We start from the raw sequence: 13,277 nt of genomic DNA, 5'->3' as shown, positions 1-13,277 counted from the left end.
CACAGAAATGATCGGGCGCTGCGCGTCTTTACATGGACCTTCGCAACTGGGCCCCGGCCTTCGCCGGGGAAGCGCGATGATTTTTGGGGCCAGAAGGAAGACTCAAACCCCCCGGTTCGCCACGATATCCACATCCGTCCCGCCATCGCCGCGGCTAGTAAGAAACACCGCGAACGCGCCGTCGTCGCTCTTGCGCGTACCGCCCAGCACATGCTCGCCATTATCGGCCTGATGCTCGGCCGAATATCCCGCGTTCGATGCGCGGGTGTAGTAATAATCCAGCACCTTCTGCAGCGGTGCCGAACTCGCGAAGCTCACCGCGCGGATCGCACAGCCCCCGGAATCGTTGCCCGCCGCCTCGGTGACGCGCGCATCTGGATAGAGCGGCAGGTCGCGCGGCAGGCGCTGCGCCCAGCGCGTCGAATATCGCAGGTTGCCCGCGCACGATGCGCCGCCCTTCTGTCGTGACGCCAGCGCCCCCAGCGTCAACGATTCGCGCGCCGCCTTGCAGCCGGGGCAATCGCCTTTGGCCGCCGGGGTGGATTTCAGTTTCTCGCTAGTCGCGGCACCGGTCGTCGCACTCGCGGTCTTGCCCGATGCGGCGATGCCATCGGCCGGCAATGCGCCCGAATAGGGCCGGGCCGGAGGGCGCACCGCATCGGTGTTCGCTTGCGCCGCCAGTGCGGGATCGACCATGATCTGGTCCTGCAACGCCGCCATCATCGCCGGATCGCGTGTATTGCCGCTGGCATTGCCGTCGGTCAGTTCCGCATCCAGCGTATCGAGATTGCGTGTCGGTTCGGCACCGCCGCACGCGGCCAGCGCCACGGGCAGGATCAGAGCAAGGCTCAGTGGGAACAGGCGGACCATCGAAAACTCCCGAACGTGGCGTACGCCATGCCGTAGGAGCGGTTAAGATAGCGTTGGCAATCGCCACCCACCTCCCGTCATCCCCGCGAAGGCGGGGATCCCGCTGCCTTGCCCCGCACCAAGTAGAAGAAGCGGGATCCTCGCCTACGCGAGGATGACGGGGACACTCAGATCGCCGACACTTCGCCCCTTGCGCACCGAAAGTGTAGCGCATATGTAACACACATGCTTAACATTCTTTCGATCCTCGTCGGTCTCGTCGCCCTGATCTTCGCGATCCCAGGGCTCATCCCGCTGCTCGGCTGGCTCAACTGGATGGCCGTGTTCATCGGCGTGATCGGTCTCGCGATCGGCGCGCTGTCGAGCCACAATTCGGGCCGCAACCTCAATATTGCGGTGCTGATCGTCGCCGCGATCCGCCTGTCGCTCGGCGGTGGTTTCTTCTGATCCCAAATGAAAAGGCCCCGGCGATACGATCGCCGGGGCCTCGGTTCCTTTGAGGGCTACACCCTTAGCGGCAGCGCACGTTGCCGCGATCGATCGACGATCCCAGCGCCGCACCCGCGCCTGCACCAAGCAAGGTGCCGAGCGTGCTCGAACGGCCGTTCGACAATACGTTGCCGAGCACGCCGCCCGCCAAACCGCCGACGATCAGGCCGGTCGTGCCGTCGTTGCGGCGGCAATAATATTGTCCGTTGCCGCCGCGATAGATGCGGTCGTTACGGCCCAGTTGGCGCGGCTGGTAATAGCGGCCATCGCGATAATAGCGGTCGGCGTAATAGGTCCGCTGTCCGCCTTCGAAACGGTTGTAATCGTAATTGCGGTACTGCCGCCAATCGCGATTGTCCTGGCGCGCATTGCGGATATCGCCACGGCGATCCTGCCGCGCGTCACGCACATTGTCGCGATAATCCTCACGTGCGTTGCGCACGTCGCGCGGCGAGTCCGCCCGACGCACGTCGCGGCGATAATCGCGCTTCGCATCGCGGACTTCGTCGCGATAGTCGCGGTTTGCGCCCTGAACGGACTGCGCGGCGGCGGGTGCCATTAGCGGAATGGTCGGCAGAACGGTGGCCGCGATGGCTGCGGCAAGCAGAGTGATACGCATCGTCTTTCTCGCTTCTTCTTTGAGATCAGGTGAAGGAAGAACCATCGGGCGGGGGTGGGGGTTGCGTGAACCGCAAACTACCGCCCATTCACCCGCCCGACAGGTCGCTCGCGTCAGCCGTTCAGCGTGTGCGTCAGCGAGACTTCCGCGTTCAGCACCTTGGATACCGGGCAATTCGCCTTGGCATCGGCGGCGATCTCGGCGAACTGGTCGGCATCGATCCCCGGCACCGTCGCCTTCAGGTCGAGCTCGGATTTGGTGATGACGAATCCGTTATCCTTCTGGTCGAGCGTGATCTTCGCATTCGTCTCCAGCGTGCCGTCGCTGAAGCCTGCTTTGGCCAGCGCGAAGCTCAGCGCCATCGTGAAGCAACTCGCATGCGCCGCCGCGATCAGTTCTTCCGGGTTGGTGCCCGGCTCATCCTCGAACCGCGTGTTGAAGCCGTAAGGGCTGTCGTTCAGCACGCCCGACTGGGTCGAGACATGGCCCTTGCCGTCCTTGCCCAGGCCTTCGTAGCGGGCGGAACCCTTGCGCGTCGTCATCGTGTTTCTCCTGTGGTGTGGCCGGGTAACGCGAGGCCGGGCGGTTGGTTCATAAAGCCCCGTTTCAGGTGCAGGCTTCCGGCCGAACTTCTCCACGATATCCACGTTATCCACAGCGGCGTCACGTCGTTTCACCATTGGTGCGACTCGCATTGGGTGACACCATCCATGGGTAGCCGGCAGACGGGAATTGCAGAAAACTGCAAGGAACATCAGCAGGTTATGCTGAGGCAAGGGCTGGTGGCCGCAAGGCAAACCGCCCGTGTCGAGGCAAGCGCCCGGAGTGTCCCCGCGGACAGGAAGGCGTCGGTTTGCGGATGAGCTGGTCAAGCGGTCGTTCCTTCGGGAAAGACCGCTTGGCAGGCACCGAAACAGGCCAAAGGCAATGGTGAGCGATCTTGGTCGCGCGCCGTTGCAGGCCACCGGGGATCCGGGGTTGCCGACGTGTCGCATGGCGCGTCGCCCTCGCTTCCGGTGACCGAACCGCTCTGCCGGACGCCGCTTCGCGGTCGAGGGCAAAGCGTGCCGCCCGGGCGAACGAACCTGCTGGCCATCCCCCTGAAGGATGGACAGCGCGAACCGGAACCGGGGCGACAGAGGGGTCGGCAGCAATGCCGGCCCCTTTTTGCGTTTCGGTAGCCTGGGAATGTCGCTCCGCCACCAAACCCGCTAGACCCGCCCGCTATGATTCCCGTCGCGCACGTCATCCCCGAATTCGCCCCATGGCTCGATATGGCCGGCCTCGCCGTGTTCGCCGCGTCGGGCGGGCTCGCTGCCGCCAAGCGCGGGCAGACGATGGTCACGCTCGCCTTCTTCGCGCTGATCACCGGGGTCGGCGGCGGAACGGTGCGCGATTTGTTGATCGGCGCGCCGGTGTTCTGGATTCACGACAGCCGCCCGGCGGCGGTGTGCCTAATCGTGGCATTCGCGATCTGGGCGACGCCGGAACGCTGGTGGAAGGGTGCGGCGCTCGACTGGTTCGATGCGGTCGGCCTCGCCGCCTATGCCGTTTTCGGCGCGGCCAAGGCGCTGGGCTACGGCATCCCGCCCGTGCCCGCATTCCTGATGGGCGTGGTGACGGCGTGCGTCGGCGGCATCATCCGCGATGTGCTGGCCGGCGAACCCTCGATCCTGATGCGCCCGGAATTGTACGTGACGGCCGGCGCGCTGGCATCCGCACTCTACGTCACCCTGTTCCTGCTCGGCGCGCCGGTCTCGGTGGCGGCCGGCATAGCGGCCACCGCCGGTTTCGCGCTCCGGGCAGCGGCGATCCACTACCGCCTCGCGCTGCCGGCCTATCGCGGGCGGCGGTAAGGCACGGAATTGTTAACCGCGCCCCGTCAGCCCGCTTTAACCGCAGGCTGATAGCCCGTCCGGGTTCAGGGAGAATCGATCATGCGTCCGCTGCATTGCCTGCTGTTTTTCGTCGCCGTCCAATCGTCCGCCGCCTTCGCCGCCGAGCCGCCATTCTACGGCCCGATGAACGCGTGGGACGGCGTCGGTTTCAAGGATAGCCTGCAGAAGGACGGCACGTACCGGATCGTCGCGGGCGTCCGCTCCGGCGAGGCGATCGACATGGCGGTCTATCGCGCCGCCGAACTCGCCGATCAACTGGGCTTCGCCTATGTCGAGCTGCTCGGCGGATCGGAAACGCGCAGCTCCGGCCTCAATTCCGCGACGCTCTATGCGCGCCCCAGCCGCAGCGCCACTCCGCCCGCCGCGTGCCTTTCAAAACGCCCCTATACCTGCTCGACCGCCGACGTACGCCAGTTGCTGCGCGCGGTAGGCGGAACGGGCGGCGCGCAGCCGGGGGTGGCCGTCGCGCATCATGTCGATCGTTATGGCCGGCAGGTCTTCTATTCCGGCCCCGGCATCGGCGCGGTGCTGCCGGCGCGGCCCGTATCGCTTCCCGCCCAAACCCGCCTGGCCCAGTCGCGCGCCTTGCCCGATGCGCCTTACGCGTCGATCGCGATCGTCGGGCGCACCGGCGTTGTGGAATCGTCCGATCCCCAGACGAGATATCAACAGGCGCTGAAAGCCGCTCAGCCGGTCAAGGGTCGCGAACCGCGGCTCGGCTGGACCGTCAGCGACTGATCCCGGGCCGGGTCACAATGCCAGCGTGAAAAACTGGTTGTGCGGGCCGGTCGGGTAATCGGCGAACGCCGCGCAGCTTTCGAAACCAGCCTTGCGATATAGCGCGATCGCCGGGGCGTGGAGCGGCGCGGTGCCCGTCTCCAGGCTCAGCCGGCGATAGTTTCGCGCTTGCGCCTCGGCGACGATATGTTCCAGCAGGGCGCGTCCCACCCCGGTCCCGCGCGCCGCAGGGGCAGCCCGCATCGACTTCACCTCGCCGTGATCGGCCTCGAGCTGCTTGAGCGCGGCAAAGCCCGCCAGCATATTGCCCTGCCACGCCGTCCAGAACGTGACATCGCGCGCCGACAGGCCCGATGCGTCCAGCGTGAAGGCGAAATCGCCCATCGCGTCCTGCAACTCGTTGAGGTGATGAGCCAGCAGGTCCGCGACATATGGCGCGGTCGGATCGTCCTGCCGGATCGCCAGCATCTCAGTCGTCGGCCTGGCCCAAATTGATATTGTCGTACAGCACCAGCAGCGCGCTGACTTCGGCGATCACGGTTTCCTGTTCCGCCCGCCACCGCGCCGTCGCGTCTTCGGTCGGGACGCCGTGCTGGCCGTCATGCATCGTATAGCCCTGATCCATGAGCCAGATCGCGTCGGCGGCGCGCGACCGCTGGCGGCGCAGATGGTAGACCCACTGCTCGATTATGCCCGACGGTACCAATCGATCCAGATCACCCATATGATTGCGTAGCCGAGCCGGCACGTCGGCGCCATCGCGTAAAGCTGTCGGAATGGTCGGCGTGTCGATTACTGCGCGGGCAAGTGTCGTCACGCCCGGATCACGCCCACGGCGCTGAACGGCTTGGGCTCGGTCGGCGGGGTGGTGGATCGGTTGAGTTCGCACTGCCAGAAGCCGACATCGATCCAGCGGCCGTTCTTATAGCCGATCTCGCGATACACGCCCTGCCGCCGGAACCCGACCGCCTCGTGCAGCGAGATTGACGCCTCGTTCGGCAACGAGATCACGCCGATCGCCTGGGTGAAGCCCTGCTGCCGCAGCGTATCGATCAGCGCCTCGTACAGCAGCCGTCCGGTGCCTTGACCTTGCACCATGCCGCTGGCGTAAATCGATGTCTCCACGACATATTTATAGGCCGGCCGGTCGCGGAACTTCGTTGCATAGGCATAGGCCAGTATGCCGCCGTCCGCATCGCCGTTGGTCGCCACGATCCACGGATACAGCCCATCCGACGCGGCCATGCGCGTACGCATCTGGCGCGCGTCCGGCGCGTCGCTCTCGAACGAGACGGTGCCGGTCAGCACATAGGGTGCGTAGATCGCGGCGATGGCGGCGGCATCCTCGGGCCGCGCCGCGCGGATCGCGATCACGCGCCGATCGTCCCGGCGAACTTCGCGATCAGCATGTCGAGCAGGGTCAGATCGCCCTGCGCCGGTGCCGCGACCGGACCCATGCCGCCGCATTCCAAACAGCGTGCCTGGATCGAGGAGGCGCGGGTCAGGCGCTGCATGTCGCCCAGCGCGCGGGCCAGCACCGCCTTGTGATCGGCCGAGATGCGCGCGAACACGTCGCCTCCCGTCGTATCGTCGTCACCGCTGCCGGCGAATTGCGCGGCGAATTTGGCCAGCCAGCCCGGCTCCTTTTCCAGATACACCGCCTGTACCTTGGCCGGATCGAGTTTGGCGCGCTTCGCCGCCTCGGCGATCGCGTCGTTCAGACCGCCGAAGCGATCGACCAGCCCGATCTGCCGCGCCGTCCCGCCGTCCCACACGCGGCCCTGCGCGATCTCGTTGACGCGCTCGGGCGTCATCTTGCGCGCCTTGGAAACGCGATCGATGAACTGCGCATAACCGTGTTCGATCGCGGACTGGAGCAGCCGATCGGTCTCGGCATTCGTGCCGGCATAGATGTCCGGCTGGCCCGACAGCGGCGTGGATTTCACCCCGTCGCTGGTCACGCCGATCTTGGCGAGCGTGTTCTCGAACGTCGGGATGATGCCGAAGATGCCGATCGAACCGGTGATCGTGGTCGGTTCGGCAAAGATCATGTCACCGGCGGTCGAAACCCAATAGCCGCCCGATGCGGCGACCGAACCCATCGATATGACGACCGGCAGGCCCTGCTGCTTGGCCTCGAAGATCGCGCGACGGATCTTCTCGGATGCCAGCGCCGAACCGCCGGGCGAATCGACCCGCACCACCAGCGCCTTCAGCTTGTTCTTGGACAGGCCATCCAGCATCGCCTTGGCGATCGTGTCGCCGCCTGCCGTGCCGGCCTTCGCCTTGCCGTCGACAATCTCGCCCGCCACCGTCAGCACGCCGATCGCATCGCCGCTCTTGGGCAGCGGATTGGCGGCGAGATAGGTGTCGTATTTGATCGTGTTGAAATTGCCCGCCGGCTTCTTCGCGTCGGTGCCCACGATCTGCCCGACGCGTTTGTCGAACTCGATCCGCTCGGCCAGCTTGTCGACGATGCCGGATTGCAAATTGGCCTTGGCGATGTCGCCGCCGGCCGCCGTGATCACGGCGTCGGGCGTGGTCAGCATCGGCTCGAACTTGGCCTTAGGCCGCGCCTTGGACACCTGATCCTTCCACTGCGCGAAGATCACGCTTTGCAGTGCATGGCTCGCTTCCTTCGCCTCGGGCGACTGATCGGCGCGGGTATAGGGTTCGACGAACGACTTGTACTTGCCGACGCGGTAGATGTGCGCGTTGACGCCGAGCTTGTCGATCAGGCCCTTATAGTAAAGCTGCGATCCGCCGGGGCCGCTGAACAACGTGCCGCCCATCGGATTCATCCAGATCTCGGTCGCGCTCGACGCGAGGCGGTAGCCGGAATCGGTATAGGCGGTGGCATAGGCCAGCACCGGCTTGCCCCCCTTACCTCCAACGCCGTCGCGTACCGCGCGGATCGCGTCGGCCACTTCGGTCAACGCCGCCGGGTATCCGCCGACGAAGGAGTCCAGATCGAGCACCACCACCTTCACCCGGTCGTCGGTCTTCGCCTTGTCGAGCAGGCGAACGACATCGCGCAGCCGGTATTCGCGCACCGGGGCGCTGCCGCCGAGCGCCGCGAACGGATCGCTCTCGCTCGGCTGTTCGACGATCTGGCCGTTCAGGTCGAGCACCAGCGCGCCGTCCTTGATCGACGCCGGGCTGGGTCGCGCGTTCAGGCCGGCGAACAGCAGGCCGAAGAACAGCAGCATCACGGCAAGCACCAGCGCGTCCTTGATCCCGACCAGAATCTTCCACGCGCCCCGAACGAGTTTCACAGGCCAGTCTCCTCGCGTGCCGCCCCATCGGCCGCCGTCCCGCACAGCCTTAGCGCGACGTGTGTCGTTTCAGCAATACGCGTCCGGCCGCATAGCGCGACCGGCGTACCAAAAGCTCCGTCATCCTGAAACGAGTTCAGGATGACGGCAATTGTCTGGCGATGTTCGTCCGCCGCGTGACGAACCGCCCGCATCCGGCTAAGCCCCGCCACCCATGGACGCGCCCATCGCCATTCCGGCCCTCACTGGCCCGCCCCCGGCCACGGCAGGCGACGAACTGCGCGCGCTGTTGCGCCTCGCCGTTCCGCTTGCGGCCGCGAATCTGTTGCAGATGGCAGTCTATGCGATCGACGTGATCTTCGTCGCGCGGCTGGGGCCGGTCGAACTCGCCGCCGCCACGCTCGGCGTCTATCTCTATTCGGTTGCGATGTGGGCGCTGTCCGGGCTGGTCGGGGCGTGCGCGCCGGTGATCGCCGCCGAACTGGGCGCGCGCCGCCACGCGGTGCGGCAGGTGCGACGCTCGTTCCGCATGGCGATGTGGCTGTCGGTGCTGGCGACATTGCCGTTCGTCGCTTTGCTGTCGCAGGGCGAACGGCTGATGCTGCTCGCCGATCAGGATCCGGTTGTGGCGGCGCGGGCCGGCGCGTTCCTGCACATCCTGCTGTTCGCGATGATCCCCGCCGTCGCCAGCGCCGCGATGCGCGTCACCGCCTCGGCGCTGGGCCGGCCCGGCTGGGCGACGGCGATCACCGCGCTGGCGCTGGCGGTCAATCTGCTCGGCAATTGGCTGCTGGTGTTCGGCCATGGCGGCTTTCCCGCGCTCGGCCTGGAAGGCTCCGCGATCTCCAGCGTCATCACCAGCGTGGCGATGATGCTCGCCTACGCGCTGATCCTGATCCTCGATCCCAAGATCCGCCGTTACCGCCTGTTCGGAAACTGGTGGCGCAGCGAATGGAGTCGCCTGCGCGAGATCGTGAAGCTCGGCATCCCGATCGCGTTGATCTTCACGCTGGAGGGTGCGTTGTTCAGCACCGCCGGCTTCCTGATGGGGCTGATCGGCGTCGAACAGGTCGGGGCCCACGCGCTCGCACTTCAGATCGCGGCGATCGCGTTTCAGGTGCCGTTCGGCGTCGCGCAGGCCGCCACGATCCGGGTCGGCATGGCGTATGGCGCGGCCGATCGCCGCTGGATCGCGCGGGCAGGGTGGGTCGCATTGGGCGTCGGCATCGGCTTTATGGGCGTCACGGCCAGCCTGCTCTGGGCGTTTCCGCGCCTCGCGCTCGGCCTGTATATCGATGTCGATGCGCCGGCCAACGCGCCGCTCGTCGCGCTGGCGCTGCAATATCTCGTCATCGCCGCGCTCTTCCAACTGTTCGATGGCGGTCAGACCGTGGCGGCGGGCGTGCTGCGCGGGCTGCAGGATACGCGTATGCCGATGGTCATCGCCGCGTTCGGCTATTGGGTGGTCGGCTTCGGCGCGTGCCTCTGGCTCGGCTTCGGGCTGCACTGGCAGGGGATCGGCATCTGGATCGGCCTCGCGATCGGGCTGGCGGTCGTCTCGGCATTATTGGTGTGGCGCTGGTCGATGCGGGCACGGCTCGGCCTGCTTCCGGCACCCGCCGTCCGATCGTGAAGCGCACCTGTCATTTTTGATCGCTAGGGGCGTTGACGTACCGCTACGGCCACCACATATGCGCCGTGCTGGCACTCGACTTGGTTGAGTGCTAACAACGATTTTAAGACCACGAACTAAGAAGGATTGGCACGCATGAGCTTTCGTCCATTGCATGACCGCGTCCTCGTCCGCCGGGTAGAGGCGGAAGAGAAGACGGCAGGCGGGATCATCATTCCGGAAACCGCCAAGGAAAAGCCGCAGGAAGGCGAAGTTGTCTCCGTCGGCACCGGCGCCAAGGGCGAAGACGGCACGATCACTCCGCTGGACGTCAAGGCCGGCGACAAGATCCTGTTCGGCAAATGGTCCGGCACCGAAGTGAAGATCGACGGTGAAGACCTGCTGATCATGAAAGAATCCGACATCCTGGGGATCGTCGGCTGATTGATCCGTCGTCCCGGCGCAGGCCGGGACCGCTGGGTTGCGAGTGCGCAACCGCAGTTCCGAACGAAACATAGCGCCCCCGGCCTCCGCCGGGGTGACGAGATAAAGGAATAGCCAACATGGCAGCCAAGGACGTAAAATTTTCGCGTGACGCACGCGAGCGTATTCTGCGCGGCGTGGACATCCTCGCCGACGCGGTGAAGGTGACTTTGGGGCCGAAGGGCCGCAACGTCGTGATCGACAAGAGCTATGGCGCACCGCGCATCACCAAGGACGGCGTCACCGTCGCCAAGGAAATCGAGCTCAAGGACAAGTTCGAGAACATGGGCGCGCAGATGGTGCGCGAAGTCGCCTCGAAGACCAACGACGTGGCCGGCGACGGCACGACCACCGCGACCGTTCTGGCGCAGGCGATCGTCCGCGAAGGCATGAAGTCGGTTGCCGCCGGCATGAACCCGATGGACCTGAAGCGCGGCATCGATCTTGCCGTGATCAAGGTGATCGAGGACGTGAAGTCGCGTTCGAAGCCCGTCTCCGGCACCGCCGAAGTCGCACAGGTCGGCATCATCTCGGCTAATGGCGACACCGTCGTCGGCGAGAAGATCGCCGAAGCGATGGAGCGCGTCGGCAAGGAAGGCGTGATCACCGTCGAGGAAGCCAAGGGTCTCGATTTCGAGCTGGACGTCGTCGAAGGCATGCAGTTCGACCGCGGCTATCTGTCGCCGTACTTCATCACGAACCCGGAGAAGATGACGGTCGAACTGAACGATCCGTACATCCTGATCCACGAGAAGAAGCTGTCGAACCTGCAAGCGATGCTCCCGATCCTGGAAGCCGTCGTCCAGTCGGGCCGTCCGCTCCTGATCATCGCCGAGGACATCGAGGGTGAGGCTCTGGCCACGCTCGTCGTCAACAAGCTGCGCGGCGGCTTGAAGGTCGCAGCGGTCAAGGCACCGGGCTTCGGCGATCGTCGCAAGGCGATGCTGGAAGACATCGCGATCCTGACCAAGGGCGAGATGATCTCGGAAGACCTCGGCATCAAGCTCGAGTCGGTGACCGTCGGCATGCTCGGCACCGCCAAGCGCGTCACGATCGACAAGGACAACACCACCATCATCGACGGTGCGGGTGAAGCCGATGCGATCAAGGGCCGCACCGATGCGATCCGTCAGCAGATCGAGAACACGACCAGCGACTATGACAAGGAGAAGCTCCAGGAGCGTCTCGCGAAGCTCGCCGGCGGCGTTGCCGTGATTAAGGTCGGCGGTGCTTCGGAAGTCGAAGTGAAGGAGCGCAAGGACCGCGTCGACGACGCGCTGCACGCAACCCGCGCAGCGGTCGAAGAGGGCATCGTCCCCGGTGGCGGCACGGCTTTGCTGTACGCGACCAAGGCGCTCGACGGCATGACCGGTGCCAACGAAGACCAGACGCGCGGCATCGACATCGTCCGCAAGTCGCTGACGTCGCTCGTTCGCCAGATCGCTCAGAACGCCGGCCATGATGGCGCGGTCGTTTCGGGCAAGCTGCTCGATCAGGACAATACGTCGTACGGCTTCAACGCCTCGACCGACGTGTACGAGGATCTGGTGGCAGCCGGCGTGATCGACCCGACCAAGGTCGTCCGCACCGCACTCCAGAACGCGGCTTCGGTCGCCGGCCTGCTCATCACGACGGAAGCCGCGGTGTCCGAGCTGCCGGAAGACAAGCCGGCAATGCCGATGGGCGGCGGCGGCGGCATGGGCGGCATGGGCGGTATGGATTTCTGATCGAGAACGGCCTGATTTAGCGCGAGCTAAATCAGGACTCGTTCCGATCCGGCCGGCGGGCTGGCGGCAATGCTGTCAGCCCTGTCCGACGAAAGACGCGGGCTTTGCCCGCGTCAGGCCAAGGATCCGAACCGACCTAGCCCTCAAGGCTGGACCAAAAAGAAAGGGCCGGGGAGCAATCCCCGGCCCTTTTCATCTCACCCACTCAATCCGTTCGCCCTGAGCTTGTCGAAGGGCCGTTCTTCGTTCCGCAAGTGAAGCACTCGAGGCTCGGTACGGTGCTTCGACGAGCTCAGCACGAACGGGATGGAGGTATGCGCTCCGGCTCCGCGCTCAAACGATCTCAAACAATCCAGCTGCGCCCATCCCACCAGCCGTACACATAGACACCACCACGAACCGCACCCCGCGCTTCTTGCCCTCGATCAGCGCATGACCAACCAGCCGCGATCCCGTCATCCCAAATGGATGCCCGACCGCGATCGCGCCGCCATTGACGTTGTACTTCTCGGGATCGATGCCAAGGTGATCGCGGCAATACAGGCATTGCGACGCGAACGCCTCGTTCAATTCCCACAGCCCGATATCCGCCACCGAGAGCCCGGCGCGATCGAGCAACTTGGGAATCGCGAACACCGGCCCGATGCCCATTTCCTCCGGCCCGCACCCGGCGGCCTGGAAGCCGCGATAGATGCCCAGGATCTGCTTGCCCTCGGCCTCCGCCGTCTTGCGGTCCATCAGGATCTGCGCCGATGCGCCGTCCGACAGCTGGCTGGCATTGCCGGCGGTGATGTTGCTCCCCGGCCCGGTGAACTCACCACCCGGCCATACCGTCTTCAGCCCGGCCAGCCCCTCGGCGGTCGTCCCGTCGCGGATACCCTCGTCCTGGCTGAGCGTGACCATCTCGGTGCCGGTCTGCGTGCCGGCCTTGTCGAAGATCGCCTTCTCCACCGTGATCGGCGCGATCTCCTCCGCGAACGCGCCGGCCTTCAGCCCGGCGACCGCCCGTTGCTGGCTCTGCGCGCCGTACGCGTCCTGCGCCTCGCGACTGATGCCGTAGCGGAGCGCAACGATCTCGGCGGTCTCGATCATCGGAATATAGGCCGCCGGCTCGTTGGCGATCACCGACTGGTTGACGTAGCGCGGCGTTTCCTTGGTCACCGTCAGGCTGATCGATTCCATGCCACCGGCCAGCGCGACATCCATCTCGTCGCAGATGATCGAGCGCGCGGCGAGCGCCACCGCCGTCAGCCCGGAGCCGCATTTCCGGTCGAGCGTGAACGCCGGCACGCTCTGCGGCAGGTTCGCGGCGAACACCGCCATCCGCCCGGCGTTCCCGCCCTGCGTGCCGAACTGCCCGCCGACGCCCCAGAAGATCTCGTCGATCCGCGCCGGATCGATCCCGGCGCGCTCGACCGCCGCGTTCATCACATGGCCGGCCAGCACGGGCGCTTCGGTGATGTTGAACGCGCCGCGATAGGCCTTGCCGATCGGTGTGCGGGCAGTGGCGACGATGGCGGCTTCACGCATGGAACAGACCTCTCCGTTGTTTCGGAGCGGCTTAGG

The 13,277-nt window shown here is 65.7% G+C and carries 14 protein-coding genes; 6 read left to right on the top strand and 8 right to left on the bottom strand.

Annotation, left to right across the window (positions count from 1 at the left end; genetic code table 11):
- Nucleotides 1-102: 102 nt before the first annotated feature.
- Nucleotides 103-870 carry a hypothetical protein gene (locus U1738_RS15100; RefSeq protein WP_332789878.1) on the bottom strand — a complete coding sequence of 256 codons (768 nt, stop codon included), beginning with the start codon at nucleotides 868-870 and terminating at the stop codon, nucleotides 103-105.
- 225 nt (nucleotides 871-1,095) lie between these two features.
- Here U1738_RS15100 and U1738_RS15095 point away from each other — a divergent pair, with 225 nt between their 5' ends.
- Nucleotides 1,096-1,317, top strand: a complete 222-nt coding sequence (locus tag U1738_RS15095; protein WP_332789877.1) for a hypothetical protein — start codon at nucleotides 1,096-1,098, stop codon at nucleotides 1,315-1,317.
- A 64-nt stretch (nucleotides 1,318-1,381) separates the two neighbouring features.
- Here U1738_RS15095 and U1738_RS15090 read toward each other — a convergent pair whose 3' ends face one another.
- A complete protein-coding gene (locus U1738_RS15090) occupies nucleotides 1,382-1,978 on the bottom strand; it encodes a glycine zipper 2TM domain-containing protein (RefSeq protein ID WP_332789876.1) in 597 nt (198 codons plus the stop codon).
- A 113-nt stretch (nucleotides 1,979-2,091) separates the two neighbouring features.
- Nucleotides 2,092-2,520: an OsmC family protein gene (locus U1738_RS15085; RefSeq protein WP_332789875.1), complete on the bottom strand. Its 429-nt coding sequence runs from the start codon at nucleotides 2,518-2,520 to the stop codon at nucleotides 2,092-2,094.
- A 684-nt stretch (nucleotides 2,521-3,204) separates the two neighbouring features.
- On the opposite strand from U1738_RS15085, the gene U1738_RS15080 reads away from it, so the two are divergent.
- Complete coding sequence (locus U1738_RS15080; RefSeq protein ID WP_332789874.1) at nucleotides 3,205-3,834, top strand: trimeric intracellular cation channel family protein; 630 nt, start codon at nucleotides 3,205-3,207, stop codon at nucleotides 3,832-3,834.
- An 81-nt stretch (nucleotides 3,835-3,915) separates the two neighbouring features.
- The gene (locus tag U1738_RS15075; protein ID WP_332789873.1) at nucleotides 3,916-4,614 is read left to right on the top strand and encodes a hypothetical protein; all 699 of its coding nucleotides are present in this window, start codon (nucleotides 3,916-3,918) and stop codon (nucleotides 4,612-4,614) included.
- Between the two features lie 12 nt (nucleotides 4,615-4,626).
- Here the strand turns inward: U1738_RS15075 and U1738_RS15070 are convergent, their stop codons facing one another.
- The 4 genes from U1738_RS15070 to sppA form a co-directional block, all read right to left on the bottom strand.
- The gene (locus U1738_RS15070) at nucleotides 4,627-5,082 is read right to left on the bottom strand and encodes a GNAT family N-acetyltransferase (RefSeq protein ID WP_443027032.1); all 456 of its coding nucleotides are present in this window, start codon (nucleotides 5,080-5,082) and stop codon (nucleotides 4,627-4,629) included.
- A 1-nt stretch (nucleotide 5,083) separates the two neighbouring features.
- Nucleotides 5,084-5,338 carry a hypothetical protein gene (locus U1738_RS15065; RefSeq protein WP_332789872.1) on the bottom strand — a complete coding sequence of 85 codons (255 nt, stop codon included), beginning with the start codon at nucleotides 5,336-5,338 and terminating at the stop codon, nucleotides 5,084-5,086.
- A gap of 89 nt (nucleotides 5,339-5,427) precedes the next feature.
- On the bottom strand, nucleotides 5,428-5,988 hold the full coding sequence (locus U1738_RS15060; protein WP_332789871.1) for a GNAT family N-acetyltransferase: 561 nt from the start codon (nucleotides 5,986-5,988) through the stop codon (nucleotides 5,428-5,430).
- Nucleotides 5,985-7,889 (bottom strand): signal peptide peptidase SppA, encoded by a 1,905-nt coding sequence (gene sppA, locus U1738_RS15055; RefSeq protein WP_332789870.1) that lies wholly within the window; start codon nucleotides 7,887-7,889, stop codon nucleotides 5,985-5,987. Before sppA ends, U1738_RS15060 begins: the two co-directional genes overlap by 4 nt.
- Nucleotides 7,890-8,103: 214 nt before the next feature.
- Between sppA and U1738_RS15050 the strand changes: the two genes are divergently transcribed.
- The 3 genes from U1738_RS15050 (at nucleotide 8,104) to groL (ending at nucleotide 11,711) form a co-directional block, all read left to right on the top strand.
- Nucleotides 8,104-9,522, top strand: a complete 1,419-nt coding sequence (locus U1738_RS15050) for an MATE family efflux transporter (RefSeq protein ID WP_332789869.1) — start codon at nucleotides 8,104-8,106, stop codon at nucleotides 9,520-9,522.
- Nucleotides 9,523-9,657: 135 nt separating this feature from the next.
- Nucleotides 9,658-9,945, top strand: coding sequence for a co-chaperone GroES (gene groES / locus U1738_RS15045; protein WP_332789868.1), 288 nt, complete (start codon nucleotides 9,658-9,660; stop codon nucleotides 9,943-9,945).
- A gap of 119 nt (nucleotides 9,946-10,064) precedes the next feature.
- Nucleotides 10,065-11,711 (top strand): chaperonin GroEL, encoded by a 1,647-nt coding sequence (groL, locus tag U1738_RS15040; RefSeq protein ID WP_332789867.1) that lies wholly within the window; start codon nucleotides 10,065-10,067, stop codon nucleotides 11,709-11,711.
- Between the two features lie 333 nt (nucleotides 11,712-12,044).
- On the opposite strand, the gene U1738_RS15035 is transcribed toward groL, so the two are convergent.
- The gene (locus tag U1738_RS15035; RefSeq protein ID WP_332789866.1) at nucleotides 12,045-13,241 is read right to left on the bottom strand and encodes an acetyl-CoA C-acyltransferase; all 1,197 of its coding nucleotides are present in this window, start codon (nucleotides 13,239-13,241) and stop codon (nucleotides 12,045-12,047) included.
- Nucleotides 13,242-13,277: the final 36 nt, after the last annotated feature.

The organism is Parasphingomonas caseinilytica (assembly GCF_036663755.1).
Lineage (GTDB): Bacteria > Pseudomonadota > Alphaproteobacteria > Sphingomonadales > Sphingomonadaceae > Sphingomonas.
The sequence above is the reverse complement of the archived record's forward strand: the minus strand, read 5'-3'. Positions and strand labels throughout refer to the sequence as shown.